Genomic DNA, 20,544 nt, shown 5'->3' with positions numbered 1-20,544 from the left:
CGATGTGTAGCGGTGCTGTCCTGAACGGATAAAGGCCGGTCGGCGGGCGGCCGGACGCCCCTAGGGTTCTGCCACGCCGGGCTCAGCAGCCCGGGCCCACTGGCACCACCACTGGAGTGACCGTGCAGAGCCACAGACCCGGTTCCACCCGCCTCGCCCTCACCGTCGGCGCCGTCGCCGTCGCGCTCGCGCTCACCGCCTGCGAGCCGGACAACTCCGTCGACGCCGCCGACGCACCCGTCGCCACCGCCCCGGCCGCGGCCACCGGCACGCCGGCCGCCACCGCCGCCGTTCCCCCGGCGAGCAAGCGGCAGGTCACGGCGGCGAAGACGGCCGGCGGGCTGGCGCGGTACACCGGCGAGGGCGCGGTCTCCGACGTGGCGATCGACCCCGGCGAGATGCAGCCCGGGATGAACCTGGTCGTCGCGAACTACAACCGGGCCGGGCAGGCCACCGGCCGCCGGATCCTGCTGGTCGCGGTCGACGGCGTCCCCGAGGACCCGAACAAGCGCCGCGAGCACCTCTGGCGCGGCCTGATCGACTACGCGCTGGACAGCGGCTCCACCGGCACCCCCGGCACCGGCAAGGCCTTCAGTTCGGGCCCGCTCGGCGGGTCGGTGGAGTGCCTGGGCCTGCCCGAGGCGGCCACCACCGACGTGATCTGCGGCTGGGCCGACGGCTCGACCGCAGCCGTCGCGCTCTTCCCCCGCACCACGCTCCCCGAGGCCGCCGCCCTGTTCACCGCGATGCGCGGCGACCTGGAGCAGTAGGACCGGCCGGCCCATGACGAAGCGGTGGCGGCACACCCCCCGACCGGGTGCACCGCCACCGCCGTCTCTCACCTCAGTGAGCCGCTGTCATCCGATCAGCAGGCCCCGAGGTCGCTCCAGACGCCCCACGCACCGGTGGTCGTCGGGTCCTCGCCCTTGGTCCACCACTTGTTGCTGTAGTGGTGGCCCTTCCACGACACCTTGGTCGTGGTGGCGTAGGTGGCCGCCGCGTCCCAGCTGGGCGCCGTGCAGCTGCCGGCGGTCGGCGAGGCCGTGGCCGTCGCGGTCGCCGTCGGGGACGCGGTCGCGGTGGCGGTGGCCGTCGGCGAAGCCGTGGCCGTGGCCGTCGCGGTCGGCGAAGCCGTGGCGGTCGCCGAGGGCGAGGCCGTGGCGGTGGCCGACGGGCTCGGCGAGGTGGTGGTACCGCCACCGGCCGCGCCGCGGGTCAGGTCGCCCGCCAGGCCGTACAGGGTGCCGGCGACGTTGACCGTCCAGTTGGACGGGGTCGAGACCGGCAGGTAGTAGGTGAAGTCCAGGTCGACGGACGCGCCCGGGGCCAGCGTCTGCCACCCCGGCAGCTTCACCGAGACGCGGTTGTAGGTGCCCTTGAGGCCGCCCACGTTGCCCGTGCCCGGGTTGTCCTGCTTGATGACGGTCAGACCGAAGCCGGACTGGTCCTTCGCGTTGCCCGGGGCCGAGTTGCTGTAGTCGAACTGGAACTCGGTGCCGCCCGGCAGGGTGAGCGTCGAGTTGTTGACGATGTGCAGCTTCGGGTTGATCGGGTAGTTGGAGTCACCCAGCGCGAAGTTGGTGTAGGTCACGTCGATCGGCAGCGTCTGCTGCGGCAGCGCGATCGTCGAGCGGGTCGCGCCGTACGGCGTGGCGGCCTTGAACTTGTCGTACATCAGCGAGGTCAGCGTCGAGCCCTGGACGTACTCGCCCTTGCCGCCGTTGGCCGCCGCGTCCCACTTGTAGTCGCCCGCGAGCTCCCAGATCATCGCGCCGCCGACACCCTTGTCCACGACGTAGTCGGCCTTGGCGCCGACCGACTGCTCGTCCTCGGTGGAGAGGAAGACCTTCTTGGTGTCGTTCCACAGCCACGGAGCCACCAGGCTGGAGCTGTAGTTGCGGGTGTAGGTGCCCTGCAGGGCGGTGTCGCTCAGGCCGTACTTGGAGAGGTAGTCGGGCACGATGCCCTTCTCCAGGTTCTTGGCGTGCCACATCGGGTTCGACCCGGCCGGGGACTCCTTGCCCGCGGTGTCCTTGTCGTTCCAGATGTTGTCGATGCCGACCGCGCCGTCACCGCACGCGGTCAGACCGGCGCCCGCCGGGCAGGTGGTCGCGGCGGCGGTGCCCCAGAGGCCGTTGGTGCCGCCGGTGACGTTCTTGAAGCCGCGGGTGTAGTACGGCAGGCCGACGTTGATCCGGCCGGCCGGCATCGCGCCGCGGAAGTAGTGGAACGCCCAGTCGGTGTTCAGGTAGCCGATGCCGCCGTACTGCGCGGTGCCGTACACGTTGGCGGACGCCAGCTCGTTGTCCTTGCCGTCGTCGTACAGCGAGGCGTTCGGGCCGACGTACTTGTTCCAGGCACCGTGCAGGTCGTACGACATGATGTTGACGTAGTCCAGGTACTGCGCCGGCTGGTAGGTCTCCATACCGCGCAGCAGGTAGCCGGACGACGGCGCCGCGACCGAGAGCAGGTAGTGCTTGCCGTCGGCCGCACCGGCCCGGTCGAGCTTCTCGCGCAGCGTCTTCATCAGCGCCGCGTAGCCCTTGGCCAGCGCGCCGCGCCGGGCGTTGGCGAGCGTCCAGTCCTGCGGGTTGCCCGCGTCCTTCATCGAGGTCGCGTACTCGTAGTCGATGTCGACGCCGTTGAAGCCGTACTTCTTGATGAAGTCGACCGCCGAGCCGGCGAAGGTGTCGATGCCGGCCTGGTTGACGCTGCCGTCGGCGTTGGTGGTCACCGAGTAGAAGCCACCGGAGTTGACCCGGTTGCCGTCGTCCCCGAAGTAGCCGCCGGTCTCGGTCCAGCCGCCCACCGAGATCATGGTCTTCACGTTCGGGTACTGCTTCTTGTACTTGGTCAGCAGGTTGAAGTGACCCTTGTACGGGAGCGTCGGGTCCATCTCCGCGCCGGCCACGCCGGGGAAGGTCATCCCGGTGGCCTCGTTGTTCGGGCCGTCGGTGCCCACGGACAGCTTGTTGCTGCCGTCGATGTGGCCGAACGCGTAGTTGAGGTGGGTGACCTTGTCCCAGGGGATGTTGTTCACCAGGTAGGCGGGCGTGCCGTCCTTGCCGGTACGCCAGCCGGTGAAGTAGCCGATGATGCGGCGCTGGTGGTCCGCGCCCATCTTCTCGCGACCGGCCGCGTCGTACACGCTGCAGTACGGGACGTCCACGCCGGGCGTGGTGTAGAGGCCGTCGGGGCGACAGGTCTGGTTGTCGACCGCGGCGGACGCCTGCGAGGGCGCCGCACCGAGCGTCGCGACCAGCAGACCCGCCAGACCGGCGGCGGCGAGCGTCGCCAGACCGGCCTTCGCGCCCGCGCTCTTCTGTCGGCCGGGAGCGGTGGGACGCTCCTCGGCAGTGCTTCGGTTCAACACTCGGTCCTCCAGGAGAGAGTGTCGGCGCGTGCCTGTGGGGAGCACGCACGTGGGGGATGTGCAAGATTGGCGCTGAAGCTATGTGGTCTGAACCACTCAGGTCAATAGGTCTGTACCAATTGGCAAAGAAGTTACCAACTCGCCACCTCACGGCCCCGCCCCCGCCCAACTCCTCTGCAGGCCCGTGACCCAGACGCCCCAACAGTCGTTCGTACTGCCGGGGGACGGGCGAACCACCGGGCCCGGAGGGACACGCATGCCGATCAAGTACACCCACGAAGCACTGAGTGCGGCCGCCGCAGGAGCGACGACGCTCGACGAGGCCCTGGCCTCACTCGACAGGAAGCCGGACCGCTACAACCGCAGATACCTTCAGCGCAGACCGGCCGCCTGCGCCGTCGACACCTCGCACTTCACCGGACAGGCGCGCAACCGGGGCAGGAAGTTCCCGAGCAAGCTGGCGCCCGACGAGATCCTGGTGCCGCGCCCGACGGACGCCGAGCGGCTCCCAGGGGCAAGGATCCGGCGGGCCCTGGCCGAACTCGGCCGCCCCGAAGCCTGCGAGGGCTGTGGCACCGGGCCCTAGTGACGCGGCCGGCCACTCACTCTCGAGGTGGATCACATCAGCGGCGACCGGTCGGACAACCACCCGGGCAATCTCAGGCTGCTCTGCCCGAACTGTCACGCCACCACAGAGACGTACTGCGGGAGGAACAAGAACCGGCACGCCGCACCCGTGAGGGCGACTCAGATCCCGCCGCAACGGTAAATGGCAGTGTCCACAGCGAAGGCGACCCCTTAGACTGAGGGCAGGCGGCCGTGGCGGAATTGGCAGACGCCCTGGCTTTAGGTGCCAGTGGATCTTGTATCCGTGAGGGTTCGAATCCCTCCGGCCGCACTTGCCTGAGAAACGAAGGCCCGCTCGGATTTCCCTCCGAGCGGGCCTTCGTCGTTGCGGCGGACGTCCCGTCAGCCGAGCAGCTCCCGGACGACCGGGGCGAGGGCGCGGAAGGCCTGGCCCCGGTGGCTGATGGCGTTCTTCTCGTCGGCCGTGAGTTCGGCGCAGGTGCGGGTGTCGCCCAGCGGCTGGAGGATCGGGTCGTAGCCGAAGCCGCCGGCGCCCGCCGGGGCGGTGCGGAGGGTGCCGAGGAGGCGGCCCTCGACGACGCGTTCGGTGCCGTCGGGGAGGGCGAGGGCGGCGGCGCAGGCGAAGTTGGCCGCGCGGTGCTCGGGGGCGATGTCGGAGAGCTGGGCGAGCAGCAGGTCGAGGTTGGCGCGGTCGTCGCCGTGCCTGCCGGCCCAGCGGGCGGAGAAGATGCCGGGGGCGCCGCCCAGGACGTCGACGCAGAGGCCGGAGTCGTCGGCGACGGCGGGCAGGCCGGTGGCCTTCGCGAGGGCGTGCGCCTTGAGGAGGGCGTTCTCGGCGAAGGTGACACCGGTCTCGGCGACGTCGGGGATCTCGGGGTAGGCGTCGGCGCCGACGAGTTCGACGTCCAGGCCGGCCGCGCCGAGGATGGCCCGGAGTTCGGTGACCTTGTGCTGGTTGCGGGTGGCGAGGACGAGGCGTCGGTTGCTCATGCCCCAACCCTAGCCAAGGTCAGCCGGTGCAGACCGAGGTGAGGTTGCCGGCGGCGTCGCCGAGCGGCTTGAGGTCGGGGACCTCGTTGGCGTCGACGGCCTGCTGGACCTTGGTGACCTGGGTGTTGAGGTCGGTGATGGCCTTGGCGACGTCGGTGTTCTTGGAGTTCTTGCCGAGCTGGTCGAGGTCGTTCTTGAGCTTCTGCAGGGCGGCGCCGGCGGCGGCCGCGTCGTTGCTCGCGTTGTTGAACGTGCTGGTGACGTCCGCGATGTCACCGCTGATCCGGACGGCGGTGTTGCCGCAGTCGAGGGCCTTCTGGGCTGCGGAGCAGCTGACCGCGCTGAGCGGGAGGATGGCGATGAGCGCTGCCACGGCGAGAGTGGCGGGCCGGGTGATGCTCTGGGGCATCTGATCCTCCTGGGTGCGCGGGTTCCGGAGGGGAGGACGCCGGGGATCGGGCCGGCGGTTCCCGTCCGGGATGTTGCGGGGAATCGGGGTGTTGCGGGAACCGTACGGGCTCCGGGCCCGGCGTGTACAGGAGCCGGTGCCCGGAGGCCGTGTCGCGCGGCGTGGCGGCCGGTCGGGCCGGGTGTCAGGCTCCGAGGGCCTTGCGCTGGATCTCGTCGAGTTCGGCGCAGCCGAGGGTGCCGAGGTCGAGCAGCTGGTCGAGCAGGGCGCGGTCGAAGGGGGCGCCTTCGGCGGTGCCCTGGACCTCGACGAAGCGGCCGTCGGCGGTGCAGACGATGTTCATGTCGGTCTCGGCCCGGACGTCCTCCTCGTACTGGAGGTCGAGCATCGGGACGCCGTCGATGATGCCGACGCTGACGGCGCTGACGCCGCCGGTGATGGGCTGGCCCTTGGCGCGGAGGATCTTCTTCTCGCGGGCCCAGGAGACGGCGTCGACGAGGGCGACGTAGGCACCGGTGATGGCGGCGGTGCGGGTGCCGCCGTCGGCCTGGAGGACGTCGCAGTCGAGGACGATGGTGTTCTCGGCGAGGGCGCGGTGGTCGATGACGGCGCGCAGCGAGCGGCCGATCAGGCGGCTGATCTCGTGGGTGCGGCCGCCGATCTTGCCGCGGACGGACTCGCGGTCACCGCGGGTGTTGGTGGCGCGGGGGAGCATGGAGTACTCGGCGGTGACCCAGCCCTCGCCGCTGCCCTTGCGCCAGCGGGGGACGCCTTCGGTGACGCTGGCGGTGCAGAGGACTTTGGTGTCGCCGTAGGTGATGAGGACGGAGCCTTCGGCGTGCTTGCTCCAGCCTCGTTCGATGGTGATGGGGCGGAGCTGGTCGGGGGTGCGGCCGTCGATGCGTGACATAGCGTCCGAGCCTAGTCGGTCGCCGGGGCGGTGCCGGTGTGCGGACGGCCCGCGCGGCAGCGGGGTGCTGCTGGGCGGGCCGTGTGGGTGACCTGGTGGCGGCCGGGGCCGCCGGGTGGGTCAGGTCACATCATGTCTTCGATGTCGGCCGCGATGGGGTCGGCGTCGGTGCCGATGACGACCTGGATGGCGGTGCCCATCTTGACGACGCCGTGGGCGCCGGCGGCCTTGAGGGCTGCTTCGTTGACGAGGGAGGCGTCCTTGACCTCGGTGCGGAGGCGGGTGATGCAGCCCTCGACCTCTTCGATGTTGTCGATGCCGCCGAGACCGGCGACGATCTTCTCAGCCTTGCTGGCCATGTGTTTCTCCCTCTGTCTCGGCGCGTCGGCTGCTGTGCCGGGTGCCGTGTTGCCCTGTGCTGTCGGGTGCGGTCGTGCTGACGCGGGTTCAGGTGCCGTGATGCGTCGGTAGCGCGACCAGCATCACCCGAGTTCGACCGGTTTGCCAGGTTAGTCCACGTTTGGCGCATTTCGGCGCGCGCACTCTGGATCTTCGTCCGAGGATGTCGATCAGCAGGACTTCGGTTCCTGGCGTGCGCTCACCCCTGCACTGCAAGTGGTCTACACCAATTATATGTGTACTCCGATTAACGCAGGAAACGCCCCGGGTGTTCCGTGGTCCCGCCGCGACCGGGCACAACGGGCACTGCTCTCGGAGGGCGATGATGAGTTCAGCAGGCGCCGCAGCGTCACAGACCAAGTGGTGGCACGGCTTCTACGGCGGCCTCCAGAAGATGGGCCGCAGCCTTCAGCTCCCGGTGGCCGTCCTGCCGGCCGCAGGCATCCTGAACCGGCTCGGCCAGGACGACGTGTTCGGTCCGGACGGGCTCGGCTGGGACAACGTCGCGAAGGTCTTCGCGGCCGCCGGCGGCGCCCTGCTCGACTCCGGCCTCGGCCTGCCGCTGCTGTTCTGCATCGGCGTGGCGATCGGCATGGCCAAGAAGGCCGACGGCTCCACCGCGCTCGCGGCGGTCGTCGGCTTCCTCGTCTACTACAAGATCCTCCAGGCGTTCCCCGAGACCTGTCCGGCGCCGACCAAGCTGCTCGGCAACCGCTGCGTGGACCCGGACTCGCTCGCGGCCCAGGCCGCCGTCTACCAGAACCCCGGCGTGCTGGGCGGCATCCTGATCGGCCTGCTGTCCGCCTGGCTCTGGGTCCGCTTCCACCGCACCAAGTTCAAGTACGCCTGGCTGGGCTTCTTCAACGGCCGCCGCCTGGTGCCGATGATCACCGCCCTGATGGGCATGGTGCTGGCCTGCCTCGCCGTCTGGATCTGGCCGCCGATCGGCCGCGGCATGACCGACTTCAGCCAGTGGCTGGTCGACCTCGGCTCCGGCGGCGCCGGGATCTTCGGCGTCGCGAACCGCGCCCTGCTGCTGATCGGCATGCACCAGCTGCTGAACACCTTCGTCTGGTTCCAGTTCGGCGACTTCACCAAGGCCAACGGCGACGTGGTGCACGGTGACATCCCGCGCTTCCTGGCGGGCGACCCGACGGCCGGGCAGTTCACCTCCGGATTCTTCCCGATCATGATGTTCGCGCTGCCCGCCGCCGGGCTCGCCATCGCCCACTGCGCCAAGCCGCACCGGCGCAAGGAGATCTACGGCCTGATGCTCTCGGTCGGGCTGACCTCCTTCGTCACCGGTGTCACCGAGCCGATCGAGTACTCCTTCGCCTACATCGCCCCCGCCCTCTACGCGGTGCACGCCCTGCTGACCGGTGCGTCCATGGCGATCACCTGGGGGCTCGGTGTCCACGACGGCTTCAGCTTCTCGGCGGGCCTGATCGACTACGCCATCAACTGGTCCCTGGCGACCAAACCCTGGCTGATCATCCCGATCGGCCTCTGCTTCGCCGTCGTCTACTACGTGCTGTTCCGGTTCATCATCACCAGGTTCAACCTCAAGACCCCGGGACGCGAGGACGACGAGGAGGTCGAGGACGTCACCAAGGCGTAGCGCAGGACGGCTTTCCGCCGGGGCCCCGGACCGTCAGGTCCGGGGCCCCTCGGCATTCCGGGCAAAGTGCAGGCAAATTCCGGCGGCCTTTCCAGCGCCGCCGGAATGGTTTTTCCGGCAGCACCCGGAATCTCCCCGCCGGGCCGGGCCGGAGGCAATTCGGTACGGACACGTCCCACTACCCGAACGGGCGGCGGGGGCCGGGCGGGCGGGCGCCGCCGGGCGGATCCGAGCGGGCCGGCTCCGAGGTCCACCGCGTTGCGGGGTGACGGGCCGACGGTTCGTTCGCGGCTCTTGACCGACCGGAGTGCCGGAGCCGGGCGGCGGGGACGGCGGCAGCGGGTGTGTCCTGCGTCGCATGCTTCCGCGACTCGTGATCGTCCGGCCGGCTCGCGATGTTCCGGGGCGCGGCCTGGCGGCGGATGCGGGTGGCCGTTCCGACCGGGTGACCGTTCGTCCACTCCCGCCCGTCCGGATGGCCGCCGGGCCGGGGTCGCGGGCATTTTGTTGCGCAAATCGCCAAAAGCACAATCACTGCGGGTAATCAAGATCGCGAATCCTCAAGAAGGTTTCGATTTCATAGCGCTTCCGACCTGCAAGGCTTTCAGGGGTTCCCCCCCTTCTCGCGGCGTGCTAGAAAACTGGTCTACACCACGTGTGGTGTAGACCAGTTCGCGGCGGTCCCGCCCCTGCACCACCCGGACCGCCCCATGCCGTAAGGAACCTCCCCCCATGACTACCTCTGTGCAGGCGCCGGCGCCCGATGCGGCTCCGTCGCCGAGCCCCGCCAAGAAGTACGGCCAGAGCTTCCTCCAGGGCCTGCAGAAGATGGGCCGCAGCCTCCAGCTGCCCATCGCGGTGCTGCCCGCGGCCGGCCTGCTGGTCCGGCTCGGCCAGGACGACGTCTTCGGCAAGGACGGTCTGGGCTGGGGCAAGGTCGCCACGGTGTTCGCCACCGCGGGTGACGCGGTGTTCGCGAACCTTCCGCTGCTGTTCGCGGTGGGCATCGCGATCGGCTTCGCCAAGAAGGCGGACGGCTCGACGGCCCTCGCCGCGCTGGTCGGCTTCCTCGTCTACAAGAACGTGCTGACGGCCTTCCCGGTCACCGAGTACCAGATCCTCCCCGGCAAGGACGTAGCGGCCACCTACCAGGATCCGGGCGTCCTCGGCGGCATCGTGATCGGTCTGCTCAGCGCCGTGCTGTGGCAGCGCTACCACCGCACCAAGCTGGTCGACTGGCTCGGCTTCTTCAACGGCCGCCGCCTCGTCCCGATCATCATGGCCTTCGTCGGCACCGCCGTCGGTGTCGCCTTCGCGCTCCTCTGGGGCCCGGTCGGCGACGCCATCAAGAGCCTGAACGACACCCTGATCGGCGCCGGCGCACTCGGTGCGGGTGCCTTCGGCCTGGCCAACCGCGCGCTGCTGCCCATCGGCATGCACCAGTTCGTCAACTCGTACGCCTGGTTCCAGACCGGCGACTTCACCCAGCCCGACGGCACCGTCGTGCACGGTGACATCCACCGCTACTTCGCCGGCGACCCGACGGCCGGACAGTTCACCTCGGGCTTCTACCCGATCATGATGTTCGCGCTGCCCGCCGCCGCGCTCGCCATCGCCCACGCCGCCAAGCCGCACCGCCGCAAGGCCGTGATGGGCATGATGATGTCGCTGGCGCTGACCTCCTTCGTCACCGGTGTCACCGAGCCGATCGAGTTCGCCTTCGTCTTCATCGCCCCCGCGCTCTACGTCATCCACGCCGTCCTCACCGCCGTGTCGATGGCCGTCACCTGGGCACTCGGGGTGCACCTGGGCTTCACCTTCTCGGCCGGCCTGATCGACGCGGGGCTCGCCTGGAGCAAGGCCAGCAACCCGTGGCTGATCATCCCGATCGGCCTGGTCTTCGCGGCGCTGTACTACTTCCTCTTCCGCTTCGCGATCGCCCGCTTCGACCTCAAGACCCCCGGTCGCGAGGACGACGACGAGATCGAGGACGTCACCAAGGCCTGACGCCCGCACCCCCGCCCTCGCCCCGCCCCGCCGCTCGCTGCCCGAGCGGCGGGGCGGGGCGTTCGCGTGTCCGGGCCGCCCGCCGGGCCCGGGGCCGGTCTGCGGACGGTGGTTGACGAATCGGCATCGGCGCTGGTCAACTGGGGCGGTGAACGTCCCGCGCATTCTGGTCACCCGCAGCCACATCGACTTCGGTCGCGTGTGGTCCGCGGCGTGTCGCGCCTGACCCGTTCCCCGCGGCTGCCCGGCTGACGCCCCGCCCGGCCCTTCCCGCACCAGCAAGCCCGTGTCGCCCGCAAGGGCCCCGTTCGCGTACCCGCACGAGGAAACCAAGGCCTGCCCATGCCCCGCCAGTTGCATTTCTCCGCTGCCCTCGACAGCCCCGGACACGTCACCGCCGCCCACTACACCGCGCTCGCCCGCAGCGCCGAACAGGCCACCCTGGACTTCGTCACCCTCGACGACTCCTTCGCCGCCGCGCCGCACCGGCCGGACGCCCTCGCCGTCCTCGCCCGGGTCGCCCCGGAGACCCGCCGGGTCGGACTGGTCCCGGTCGTCACCACCACCCACACCGAGCCCTTCCACACCTCGATCTCCGTCAACACGCTGGACTGGGTGAGCGAGGGCCGGGCCGGCTGGCAGATCGGCGTCTCCACCACCGAGGCCGAGGCCGGAGCGTTCGGACGCCGCGCCGCCGCACCCGCCGCCGCCCTGTGGGCGGAGGCCTCGGACGCCGTCGAGGTCGCCGCCCGGCTCTGGGACAGCTGGGAGGACGACGCCGAGATCCGCGACGTCGCCACCGGCCGCTTCATCGACCGCGACCGGCTGCACTACATCGACTTCGAGGGACCGCACTTCTCGGTGCGCGGCCCGTCCATCACCCCGAGGCCGCCGCAGGGCCGCCCGGTCGTGGTGGTCGCGCTGACCGCCGACGACCTGCCGGAGAAGCGCGACCTGGTCGTCCGGCACGCCGACGTCGTCCTGCTGGACGAGCCGGACCAGGAGGCCGCCCGGATCGCGGCCGGCGCGCTGCGGCTGGACGCCGGGGAGCTGCTGCGGGTACTGGCCCGCATCGAGGTGGCGCTCCCGGACGAGGCCGCGGCACGGGCCCTGACGGAGCGGATCGCCGGGGCCCGGGGGGTGGACGGCTTCCACCTGGTGCCGGCCGATCCCGTCCGCGACCTGGCCGCGTTCGCCCGGGACGTCGCGCCGGCCCTGCGCGAGCGCGGGCTGCTGCGCGAGGCGTACGCGGGCCGCACCCTGCGCGAGCACCTCGGGCTGGACCGGCCGGTCAGCCGCTACTCCCCCGCCGCGACCGCAGCCGCCGCTGCCGCCGCCGCGACCACCGCTCCCGCTCCCGTGACCGCCGAGGTGACCCGATGACGGACCGTCCGCTGAAGCAGATCCACCTCGCCGCGCACTTCCCCGGCGTTAACAACACCACCGTGTGGACCGACCCGCAGTCGCGCAGCCAGATCGAGTTCTCCTCGTTCCGGCAGCTCGCGCAGACCGCCGAACGCGGGCGGTTCGACTTCTTCTTCCTGGCCGAGGGGCTGCGGCTGCGGGAGGTGAACGGGCGGATCCACGACCTGGACGTGGTGGGCCGGCCGGAGTCGATCACCGTGCTGAACGCACTCGCGGCGGTCACCTCGCGGCTGGGGCTCGCGGCCACCGTGAACGCCACCTTCAACGAGCCGTACGAGCTGGCGCGACGCTTCGCCTCGCTCGACCACCTGTCGGGCGGCCGGGCCGCCTGGAACGTGGTGACCTCCTCCGACGCGTTCACCGGCGAGAACTTCCGGCGCGGCGGCTACCTCGACAAGGCCGACCGGTACACCCGGGCGGCCGAGTTCGTCGAACTGGCCCGCGAGTTCTGGGACGCGGACGGGCAGGAGGTGCGCCACAGCGGGCAGCACTTCGACGTCACCGGCGCCCTGTCGCTGCCGCGCTCCCCGCAGGGGCAGCCGGTCGTGATCCAGGCCGGGGACTCCGACGAGGGCCGCGAGTTCGCCGCCTCGGCGGCGGACGTCGTCTTCAGCCGGCACCACACCCTGGAGGCCGGGCAGGCGTTCCACGCCGACGTGAAGCGGCGCCTCGCCGCCTACGGGCGCAAGCCGGACGAGCTGAAGATCATGCCCGGCGTGACGTACGTCCTGGGTGACACCGACGCCGAGGCGCAGGAGCGGGCCACCGAGATCCGCCGGGCCCAGGTCGGGCCGCGCACGGCGCTCGCCTACCTGGAGCAGGTCTGGGGCGTCGACCTGTCCGACCACGACCCGGACGGACCGCTGCCGACGGCCGACCCCGTCCCGGACAGTGCGCTGGTGCAGGGCCGGACCAGGATCGGCGATCCGCTGGAGATCGCCGCCAGGTGGCGCGCGGTCGCCGAGGAGAAGAAGCTGACGAGCCGTGAACTGGTGATCGAGGTGACCGGGCGGCAGTCGTTCATCGGGACGCCGGCCACGGTGGCGGAGCGGATCAACGCGTACGTCCAGGGGGATGCGGCGGACGGGTTCATCCTGGTGCCGCACCTGACGCCGAACGGGCTGGACGACTTCGTCGACCAGGTGGTGCCGCTGCTCCAGGAGCGCGGGGTGTTCCGCACCGAGTACGCGGGGACGACGCTGCGCGAACACCTCGGGCTGCCGTCCCCCGGGGAGCGCTGAGCCTTCGGACAGGGCGGCGCCTAGAGACGGCCCAGGCGGGCCGCGTGCACGCCGGCCTGGAAGCGGCTCTCCGCCCCCAGGTCGGCGATCAGCTCGGCGACCAGCCGCCGCACGGTGCGCTCGGACACCTCCAGCTTGCGGGCGATGGCGGCGTCGGTCAGCCCGGCGGCGAGCAGGCGCAGCACCTCGCGGTGGCGGTCGCCCGCCCCCTCGGCCGGCCGGCCCCGGGGGTGGAGTTCGGGCGGGGCCCAGGCGCCGGCCCAGAAGTACTCGAACAGCTCGCGGATCATCGCGACCATCGCGGGATCGCGGACGACGACCGCGGCGGCCTCCGGCCCGGCCGCGCCCGCGGGCGGAGCGGGGAGGATGGCCAGCCGGGCGTCGACGGCGATCAGCCGGAGCGGGAGGGTGTGGGCGACCCGGATGTGGGCGCCGGCGGCGGTGAGCTCCCGCAGGTGGGCGAGGACGGCGGGGCGCCGCAGGGCCGCCGCCGGGTAGACGGTGCGCATCGCGACGCCGTGGGCGAGGGCGATCCGCTCGCGGGCGAGCTTGCCGGCCAGCGCGGCCCCGGAGTCGTCCTCGCCGGGGCGCAGCGAGAGGGCCTCGGTGCGGGCGCCGCGGGCGGCGTCCTCCAGCAGGGCGGCGATCCGGGCCGCGCCCCGGACGGGCTCGTGGGCGGCGCCGGCCTGGTGGCGCTGCTGCTCGGGCAGGTAGCGGGTGTGCAGGTGCTCCACGCTGTCGCGGGTGCGGCGGACGGCCTCGAACAGGGCGGTGATCTGTTCGTCCGCGTCGAGCAGCAGCTGGCGGACGGCGGTGTCGACGGAGACGGCCGCGGGGCCGGTACCGGCGGGCCCGAGCAGGCCGAGGGTGCGCAGTTCGGCCTCGGCGGCGGCGAGCCGGGCGCCGTCCCAGCCGGGCGGCGCGGGCCGCAGGCCGGGGTCGGCGAGCAGCCGCGCGTACAGCTGGGCGGCGTCGCCGCGGGATGCTGGGTTGCCGTCCGGCCGGTCCATCCGGGGAACGCTACCGACGGGCGCGCCGGGGCAGGCCGGCATTCCGGCCGGTGAGACGGCGGCCGCTCCCGGTCATGGCCGGTTCCGGCAGCGCCCATGCCCTGACCTGCGGCGCCGGGCGCGGACAGGATGGGCGCATGTCTCTCCCCGAAGCTTCCACGATCTGGATGGACGGCGCACTGGTGCCCTGGCAGCAGGCGCAGGTCCACGTCCTGACACACGGCCTGCACTACGGCACGGGAGTGCTGGAGGGCACCCGGGTGTTCGCGACCGCCGACGGCCCGGCGGTGTTCCGGCTGACCGACCACCTGCTGCGGCTGGAGCGCAGCGCGCGGATGCTGCGGATCGATCTGCCGTACAGCGCCGACGAGTTGGCCAAGGGCACCCTGGACCTGGTGCGCACCAACGGCCACCGGTCCTGCTATCTGCGGCACTTCGCCTTCCTCGGGTACGGATCGATGGGGCTGGACATGCGCTCCTCGCCCGTCTCGACCGTGATCGCGAGCTGGGACTGGCTGTCGGCGCTGGACACCGAGGACGAGTCGGTGCGGGTGAAGACCAGCAGTTGGCAGCGGACCGGGCCGAACTCCGTGCCGAACGCCGCGAAGGCCACCGGGCCCTACCTCAACTCCGTGCTGGCGCGGCGCGAGGCGACGGACGCGGGGTACGACGAGGCACTGCTGCTGGGACCGGACGGCTTCGTGAGCGAGTGCAGCGCGGAGAACGTGTTCGCGGTCCGCGGGGGCGTGCTGCGGACACCGCCGGCGAGCGCGGGCGCGCTGGAGGGCATCACCCAGGACACCCTGCTCACGCTGGCCCGGGACCTGGGCGTGGAGGTGCGGGTAGAGAACCTGCTGCGCTCCGACCTGTACGCGGCGGACGAGGTGTTCATCTCCGGCACAGCGGCCGGCGTGGTGCCGGTGCGATCCCTCGATGACCGTGAACTCCCGGCCGCACCCGGCCCGTTGACGGTGCGACTGCGGGAGCTCTACCGAGCCGCGGTGTCGGGCGCCGAGCCGCGCTACCGGGGGTGGCTGACCCCGGTGGACTGACCGGGCGGACGGCCGCTCACCCGGCGGCGCCCGTACGCCGGCGCCGGACCACGGCGAACGCCGCGACGCCCACGCCGATCAGGAGGACGGCGAGGCCCGCGAGGAGGCCGGTACGGCCGCCGTCGGAGCCGGTGACCGCCAGCCGGCCGGCCGGTGCCGGATCGGCGGCCGCGGCCGCGGCGGGGGCGGGGGCGGGCGTGCTCGGCGGGGCACTGGTGACGGGGACGGCCGCGGCCGCGGCGGAGGTGGCGGCGGCAGCCCTGGCGGCCGGGACGGACGGGGCGGCGGCGGACGGCGGCGCCGGAGTGGCGGAGGTCCTGGCCGGGGCCGGGGTGGTGGGCTTCGGGGCGGCGGCCTCGGTGATCGCGACGGTGGCACCCTGCGAGCAGAAGGTGGTGCCCCGGAACGCCTCCTTCTCGGTCTCGTTGACGAAGACGCAGGGCCGGAGCTCGCCGGCGGTGCCCGGGGTGCCTGCGGGGTAGCTGATCCGCACCCGCTCGGTCCGCGTGGTGGCGGGCGCGAGGGAGGAGTCGCGGCCGTCCAGGTAGAAGCCCGCGGGGCCGGCCGCCTCGTCGGGCACGTCGACCGCGGGCAGGGCGGCCCAGGTGCCGTCGGCACGGCGGACCTCGACCTTGGCGTGCCTGTCCGCGAACAGGACGTTGCCGAGGTTGGTGTAGGCGGACCGCGTCGGGTTCCTGAGCAGCACGTCGAACTCGACCGGCGCACCGCCCGCGACGGCCCCGGCCGGGACTCCGGCGAGCTCGTTGGAGACGGCGCCCACCTCGATGGTGCTGGTGTCCCGTACGGCCGGCTCGACCGGGAGGTCCTGCCACCAGCCCTTGACCTCCGAGCGGAGGGTGACGGCCGGGCCGACTCCGCCGTTGGTCGCACCGGCGTGCGGCTTGCCCAGCGGAGCGCCGATGCGCAGGTGGACGTCCGTCTTCTCCCCCGCCGGCACCATGATCTTCCCGATCACCTCGGCCGAGAAGACGTCCTTGTCCTGTTCGTGGTGGAGCGTCACCGGCACCACCTCCCACCGGCCGTTCAGCTCGTTGCGGGTCTCGATGCCGATGAAGTCGGGCCCGGCCCCGGACGCGGTCTCGGCGGTGAGCTGGAGCACCACGGCCCAGCCCGTGCCGCCCGGGTTGGCGATGGTCTCGGTGAACTCCACCGGCCCGCCCGCGGCGCCGATCGAGGACGGCGGCTGCACGGTCAGGGTCAGCGGCGCCGTACCGGCGGACGCCGGGGCTGCGGTGACCGCGCCACCGGCGAGCAGCCCGGCGGTGAGGACGGCGGCCGGGACGACACGGCGGGCCCGGCGCAGGGCGCGGTTGGTCTGAAGCATGGTGATCCCCCTGGAGGCGCCCGGACAGGCGAGGAGCCGTGTCCGGGCAGCACAGAACATGTCTGACGAGTGATTGGGTGCCGGCGGCGGGCCCGTGGGCCCGGCGGCTGGGTGCGGCTTTCCTGCCGCTCACTCATATGGACGCGTGGGGGCGCGGGTGGTTGCAGCTGGATGCAGAACTTTTCGGAGTCCCGCGAACGCCCGCCGACCGGGTCAGATCTCGTACACCGCGCCGGGCTTCGCCACCTCGACCGGGCCGGCGTAGGCGGCGGCGGCGTCCCGGCGGTTGTGTTCCGCGTCCGTCCACGGCGGGATGTGGGTGAGGACGAGGCGGCGGGCGCCGGCGGCGGCGGCGTGCTCGCCGGCCTCCCGGCCGTTGAGATGGACGGCCTGGTAGGTGTCGCGGCCGTCCACGTAGGCGGCCTCGCAGAGGAACAGGTCGGTGTCCCGGGCGAGCTCGACCAGCTCGGCGCACTCCCCGGTGTCGCCCGAGTACACCAGCGAGCGGCCCTGGTGCTCGACGCGGAAGGCGAAGGCGTCGACCGGGTGGTTGACCCGGGCGACCGTGACGCGCAGCGGGCCGAGGTCGAAGCTGCCGGGGCTCAGGGTGCGGAACCCGAAGACCTCGCGCATACCGGGCTCCTCGGGCATGTCGTAGGCGCGGGCGAGGCGCTCGGCGGTGCCCGGCGGCCCGTACACCGGCAGCAGGTCGGGGCAGCCCTCGGCGCGGTAGTTGCGGGCGACCCAGTAGGCGCAGAGGTCGATGCAGTGGTCGGCGTGCAGGTGGCTGAGCAGGACGGCGTCGACGTCGTACAGGCCGCAGTAGTTCTGCAGGGCGCCGAGCGCGCCGTTGCCGAGGTCGAGCACGAGGCGGTAGCCGTCGGCCTCCACGAGGTAGCTGGAGCACGGCGATTCGGTGGACGGGAAGCTTCCCGAACACCCCACCACGGTCAGTTTCATACCGAGCCCCTCCGCCCCGACACGTCCTGGCTGCTGTTGGTCATGCCTGTCCTGGTCCTGGCCGTTCCGCTGATGCCGTCCCGGCCGGGGCCGGTTCCTACCGGCCGGTACACCGGTCGGTAGCGCTGCGTTCGCGTGTCGAGAGTAAGGGCGGGACGGCACTTTGCCCCCGTCTCCGTGCCGCGCTGTGGCTGGAATCACCAGAACGCTGCGGGGACGGGGGCGCGAAAGCCGGAGCGCGGGGCAGGCCGCGGGGCGGGCGGGCGCGGGTCAGCGGTGACGGGGCCGGCCGCGCGCCCAGGCCCTGATGGTGCCGGCGTACCAGCGCGGATGCCCGGCGCCGTCGTGCGCGTCGGGTTCGGGCAGCAGCCCGTGCCGGCGGTAGTTGCGGACGGTCTCGGGCTGGACGTTGATGTGGCGGGCGATCTCGGCGTACGACCACAGGTCGGTGCTGGGCTGGCTCATGGGGCGCCTCCGGAGGGGGACACCGAGGCTGGCCTCGGCTGCCCGCCCAGCCTTTCGGGCCCGGCCGCCGGCACGGGTGCAGAACGGACGCAGTGACAGATTCGTGACGAATCGGCAGCACGGAACGGACAAATACCCGGCTGTCACCGCGGTCACAGTGGTGGGGGCGATTGCGGGCCGGGTACGGTCGGGCCCATGAACGGGTACTGGGTGGTCGCAGCGGTGGCGGTGGTCGCGGTCCTGGCCGCCCTGGCCGGAGCGCTCGCCCGCAGGGCGCGGCAGCGCCCGGCGCCCACCCGGCCGGGGCGGCCCGGGCCGCGCCCGCCCCGCAAGGGCTCCCCGCCCCGGCCGCGGGAGATCTGGTGGGCCGAAGTCCCGTTCGAGGACGGGCCCGGCGCCAAGGACCGGCCCTGCCTGGTGCTGAAGGTGAACGGCCGGTCGGCCACCGTCGCCAAGATCACCAGCAAGCACCACGCCGAACGCCCCGGCGTTCTCGCCCTCCCGCCCGGCGCGGTCGGCGACCGCCAGGGCCGCACCAGCTGGCTGGAGACCGACGAACTGCGGGAGGTCCCGCTGCGCGACTTCCGCCGCCGGGTCGGCGAGGCCGACGGCCGCACCTGGGCACGCACCGCCGCCGCACGCGGCAAGGCCTGACCCCGGCCGGACCCGAACGCGCCCGGACCTGAACGTACGCCCCCCGAACGGGTGAACGCGCACCGATGGACCGGCCCGCCCTCCGCCAGCATGCTGGACACGGCGGCCACGGACGTAGGAGAAACGAAGAAGCTCCGGGGCCACGCCCACGCGGGCGTACCGGCCTACCTGCTGACGCGTTCGCCGAGGCCGGGCCGACCGTCACGCCCTACCGGACCCCGGAGCACGGCTGCTACCGCGAGTCGCTGTCGGTGCCGGTCGGGAAGGCCGTCGAGCTGCCCGAGCCGTTCGGGATCACGCTGGACACCGGGCTCGTCGGCCGACCCGGTGTCCGGCCGGGCCCGTCAGGCCCAGAGCTGGCCCTGGAGGGCCTCGACGGCGTCCTCGGTGCTCGCGGCGGTGTAGATGCCGGTGGAGAGGTACTTCCAGCCGCCGTCGGCGACCACGAAGACCACGTCGGCGCGCTCGCCGGCCGCGGCGGCCTTGCGGCCCGCACCGACGGCGGCGTGCAGGATCGCACCGGTCGAGACGCCCGCGAAGATGCCCTCCTGCTGGAGGAGTTCGCGGGTGCGGCGGACGGCGTCGGCGGAACCCACACTGAACCGGGTGGTGAGCACCTCGGCGTCGTACAGCTCGGGGACGAAGCCCTCGTCGAGGTTGCGCAGGCCGTACACCAGGTCGTCGTAACGCGGCTCGGCGGCGACGATCTGCACGCCGGGGACCCTCTCGCGCAGGAAGCGCCCGACGCCCATCAGGGTGCCGGTGGTGCCGAGGCCCGCCACGAAGTGGGTGACGGTCGGCAGGTCGGCGAGGATCTCGGGGCCGGTGGTGGCGTAGTGCGCGCCCGCGTTGTCGGGGTTGCCGTACTGGTAGAGCATCACCCAGTCGGGGTGCTCGGCGGAGATCTCCTTGGCGATCCGCACCGCGGTGTTGGAGCCGCCGGCGGCGGGCGAGGCGATGATCTCGGCGCCCCACATGCGCAGCAGCTCGCGGCGCTCCTCGCTGGTGTTCTCCGGCATCACGCAGACCATTCGGTAGCCCTTGAGCTTGGCCGCCATGGCGAGCGAGATGCCGGTGTTGCCGCTGGTGGGCTCCAGGATGGTGCAGCCCGGGGTGAGCCGCCCGTCGGCCTCGGCCCGCTCGATCATGTGCAGGGCCGGGCGGTCCTTGATGGAGCCGGTCGGGTTGCGGTCCTCCAGCTTGGCCCAGAGGGTGACCTGCCCGTCCTCGTTGCCCGGCAGGGCCGCCGAGATTCGGGGCAGGCGGACCAGCGGGGTGTTGCCGACGGCTTCGAGCGGGCTGTCGTAACGCAAGGGAGGCCTCCGGCAACGGGCGGGTGCGGCGAGGGGTGAGGGGTGAGGGTGCGGTGGTGACGGGCGGTGGCGGCGGGCGGTGACAGCCCTTCCCGCCCCGACGTTACCCGGGGCGGGAAGGGGTCACGCTGCTAGCGGGCGCCGCCGGCCACGGCGGGGAGGATGGTGACGCTGTCGCCGTCGGCCACCGCGGTGGAGATGCCCTCCAGGAAGCGCACGTCCTCGTCGTTCAGGTAGACGTTCACGAAGCGGCGCAGGTCGCCGCCCTCCAGCAGCCGGGCGGCGATGCCGGGGTGGCGGGCGTCGAGGTCGGCGATGAGCTCGGCGAGGTTGCCGCCGTTGCCCTCGACGGCCTTGGCGCCGTCGGTGTAGGTGCGGAGGATGGTCGGGATGCGGACCTCGATGGCCATGAGTGCGCTCCTGTGCAGGTGACGTGGGTGGGCCGCAGGGGCGCGGCAGGGCGTGGCCCCGGGGAGCGGCGGCAGGCCGCGGACCGGGGCGGGCAGTGGCTCAGCGGGAGCCGTCGGATGTACCGGGACAGATCGCGCTGGCGAGCCGGCACAGGTCGACGTGCAGGCGCGCCACGAGGCGGGTGCCCGGTGCCTGAGTGCTCACATCGACGGAACGCATGGGCTCATCGTATAGATTCCCGGCCCCGCTCCGACATTCCCGTCTCGCAGTTCGGATGTTTCCGTATCTCCTGATGAGATTCGAACGGAAAGGCGGAGGCCGGACGGGCAGCACGAAGGCCCGCCGACCGCGGTGGCAGCGGGCGGCGGGCCCGG

General features: G+C 72.3%; 20 protein-coding genes, 1 tRNA gene and 1 pseudogene. 10 read left to right on the top strand and 12 right to left on the bottom strand.

Annotation, left to right across the window (positions count from 1 at the left end):
• Positions 1-122: 122 nt before the first annotated feature.
• Entirely contained in the window at positions 123-770 is a 648-nt protein-coding gene (locus ACFUK0_RS30080; protein ID WP_380255611.1) for a hypothetical protein, read from the top strand.
• Between the two features lie 95 nt (positions 771-865).
• On the opposite strand, the gene ACFUK0_RS30075 is transcribed toward ACFUK0_RS30080, so the two are convergent.
• Positions 866-3,298 carry a chitinase C-terminal domain-containing protein gene (locus ACFUK0_RS30075; protein ID WP_380255621.1) on the bottom strand — a complete coding sequence of 811 codons (2,433 nt, stop codon included), beginning with the start codon at positions 3,296-3,298 and terminating at the stop codon, positions 866-868.
• A gap of 331 nt (positions 3,299-3,629) precedes the next feature.
• On the opposite strand from ACFUK0_RS30075, the gene ACFUK0_RS30070 reads away from it, so the two are divergent.
• The 3 genes and pseudogenes from ACFUK0_RS30070 to ACFUK0_RS30060 all read left to right on the top strand — a co-directional run bounded on the left by ACFUK0_RS30070 (position 3,630) and on the right by ACFUK0_RS30060 (position 4,271).
• Entirely contained in the window at positions 3,630-3,959 is a 330-nt protein-coding gene (locus tag ACFUK0_RS30070) for a hypothetical protein (protein ID WP_380255610.1), read from the top strand.
• 24 nt (positions 3,960-3,983) lie between these two features.
• Positions 3,984-4,142: pseudogene (locus ACFUK0_RS30065) on the top strand (HNH endonuclease); the annotation flags it as partial.
• Positions 4,143-4,186: 44 nt separating this feature from the next.
• Positions 4,187-4,271 (top strand) — tRNA-Leu (locus ACFUK0_RS30060).
• 71 nt (positions 4,272-4,342) lie between these two features.
• Here the strand turns inward: ACFUK0_RS30060 and rdgB are convergent.
• The 4 genes from rdgB to ACFUK0_RS30040 form a co-directional block, all read right to left on the bottom strand.
• Positions 4,343-4,951, bottom strand: a complete 609-nt coding sequence (gene rdgB / locus ACFUK0_RS30055; protein WP_380255609.1) for an RdgB/HAM1 family non-canonical purine NTP pyrophosphatase — start codon at positions 4,949-4,951, stop codon at positions 4,343-4,345.
• Between the two features lie 19 nt (positions 4,952-4,970).
• Entirely contained in the window at positions 4,971-5,360 is a 390-nt protein-coding gene (locus ACFUK0_RS30050) for a hypothetical protein (protein ID WP_380255608.1), read from the bottom strand.
• Positions 5,361-5,544: 184 nt separating this feature from the next.
• Positions 5,545-6,270: a ribonuclease PH gene (gene rph, locus ACFUK0_RS30045; protein WP_380255607.1), complete on the bottom strand. Its 726-nt coding sequence runs from the start codon at positions 6,268-6,270 to the stop codon at positions 5,545-5,547.
• A gap of 125 nt (positions 6,271-6,395) precedes the next feature.
• Complete coding sequence (locus tag ACFUK0_RS30040) at positions 6,396-6,629, bottom strand: glucose PTS transporter subunit EIIB (protein ID WP_063349220.1); 234 nt, start codon at positions 6,627-6,629, stop codon at positions 6,396-6,398.
• A gap of 365 nt (positions 6,630-6,994) precedes the next feature.
• On the opposite strand from ACFUK0_RS30040, the gene ACFUK0_RS30035 reads away from it, so the two are divergent.
• From ACFUK0_RS30035 to ACFUK0_RS30020, 4 genes are all read left to right on the top strand, one after another.
• The gene (locus ACFUK0_RS30035) at positions 6,995-8,287 is read left to right on the top strand and encodes a PTS transporter subunit EIIC (RefSeq protein ID WP_380255606.1); all 1,293 of its coding nucleotides are present in this window, start codon (positions 6,995-6,997) and stop codon (positions 8,285-8,287) included.
• A gap of 732 nt (positions 8,288-9,019) precedes the next feature.
• Positions 9,020-10,294 carry a PTS transporter subunit EIIC gene (locus tag ACFUK0_RS30030; protein ID WP_380255605.1) on the top strand — a complete coding sequence of 425 codons (1,275 nt, stop codon included), beginning with the start codon at positions 9,020-9,022 and terminating at the stop codon, positions 10,292-10,294.
• A gap of 336 nt (positions 10,295-10,630) precedes the next feature.
• Entirely contained in the window at positions 10,631-11,677 is a 1,047-nt protein-coding gene (locus ACFUK0_RS30025; protein WP_380255620.1) for an LLM class flavin-dependent oxidoreductase, read from the top strand.
• Positions 11,674-12,960 (top strand): LLM class flavin-dependent oxidoreductase, encoded by a 1,287-nt coding sequence (locus ACFUK0_RS30020; RefSeq protein ID WP_380255604.1) that lies wholly within the window; start codon positions 11,674-11,676, stop codon positions 12,958-12,960. The genes ACFUK0_RS30025 and ACFUK0_RS30020 overlap by 4 nt, the downstream gene beginning before the upstream one ends.
• Positions 12,961-12,980: 20 nt before the next feature.
• Here the strand turns inward: ACFUK0_RS30020 and ACFUK0_RS30015 are convergent, their stop codons facing one another.
• Positions 12,981-13,970, bottom strand: coding sequence for a LuxR C-terminal-related transcriptional regulator (locus ACFUK0_RS30015; RefSeq protein ID WP_380255603.1), 990 nt, complete (start codon positions 13,968-13,970; stop codon positions 12,981-12,983).
• 137 nt (positions 13,971-14,107) lie between these two features.
• On the opposite strand from ACFUK0_RS30015, the gene ACFUK0_RS30010 reads away from it, so the two are divergent.
• On the top strand, positions 14,108-15,022 hold the full coding sequence (locus ACFUK0_RS30010) for a branched-chain amino acid transaminase (protein ID WP_380255602.1): 915 nt from the start codon (positions 14,108-14,110) through the stop codon (positions 15,020-15,022).
• A gap of 16 nt (positions 15,023-15,038) precedes the next feature.
• Here ACFUK0_RS30010 and ACFUK0_RS30005 read toward each other — a convergent pair whose 3' ends face one another.
• The 3 genes from ACFUK0_RS30005 to ACFUK0_RS29995 all read right to left on the bottom strand — a co-directional run bounded on the left by ACFUK0_RS30005 (position 15,039) and on the right by ACFUK0_RS29995 (position 17,792).
• Positions 15,039-16,367: a hypothetical protein gene (locus ACFUK0_RS30005; RefSeq protein WP_380255601.1), complete on the bottom strand. Its 1,329-nt coding sequence runs from the start codon at positions 16,365-16,367 to the stop codon at positions 15,039-15,041.
• Between the two features lie 213 nt (positions 16,368-16,580).
• The gene (locus tag ACFUK0_RS30000; RefSeq protein ID WP_380255600.1) at positions 16,581-17,327 is read right to left on the bottom strand and encodes an MBL fold metallo-hydrolase; all 747 of its coding nucleotides are present in this window, start codon (positions 17,325-17,327) and stop codon (positions 16,581-16,583) included.
• A gap of 270 nt (positions 17,328-17,597) precedes the next feature.
• Positions 17,598-17,792: a helix-turn-helix transcriptional regulator gene (locus tag ACFUK0_RS29995; protein WP_380255599.1), complete on the bottom strand. Its 195-nt coding sequence runs from the start codon at positions 17,790-17,792 to the stop codon at positions 17,598-17,600.
• A gap of 195 nt (positions 17,793-17,987) precedes the next feature.
• On the opposite strand from ACFUK0_RS29995, the gene ACFUK0_RS29990 reads away from it, so the two are divergent.
• Positions 17,988-18,446: a type II toxin-antitoxin system PemK/MazF family toxin gene (locus ACFUK0_RS29990; protein WP_380255598.1), complete on the top strand. Its 459-nt coding sequence runs from the start codon at positions 17,988-17,990 to the stop codon at positions 18,444-18,446.
• A gap of 344 nt (positions 18,447-18,790) precedes the next feature.
• Here the strand turns inward: ACFUK0_RS29990 and ACFUK0_RS29985 are convergent, their stop codons facing one another.
• From ACFUK0_RS29985 to ACFUK0_RS29975, 3 genes are all read right to left on the bottom strand, one after another.
• Complete coding sequence (locus ACFUK0_RS29985; RefSeq protein ID WP_380255597.1) at positions 18,791-19,759, bottom strand: PLP-dependent cysteine synthase family protein; 969 nt, start codon at positions 19,757-19,759, stop codon at positions 18,791-18,793.
• A 131-nt stretch (positions 19,760-19,890) separates the two neighbouring features.
• Positions 19,891-20,169, bottom strand: a complete 279-nt coding sequence (locus tag ACFUK0_RS29980; RefSeq protein WP_380255596.1) for a MoaD/ThiS family protein — start codon at positions 20,167-20,169, stop codon at positions 19,891-19,893.
• Between the two features lie 100 nt (positions 20,170-20,269).
• Entirely contained in the window at positions 20,270-20,389 is a 120-nt protein-coding gene (locus ACFUK0_RS29975) for a putative leader peptide (RefSeq protein WP_380255595.1), read from the bottom strand.
• Between the last annotated feature and the right edge of the window lie 155 nt (positions 20,390-20,544).

It is taken from the genome of Kitasatospora sp. NPDC057223, assembly GCF_042669755.1.
GTDB lineage: Bacteria > Actinomycetota > Actinomycetes > Streptomycetales > Streptomycetaceae > Kitasatospora.
The sequence above is the reverse complement of the archived record's forward strand: the minus strand, read 5'-3'. Positions and strand labels throughout refer to the sequence as shown.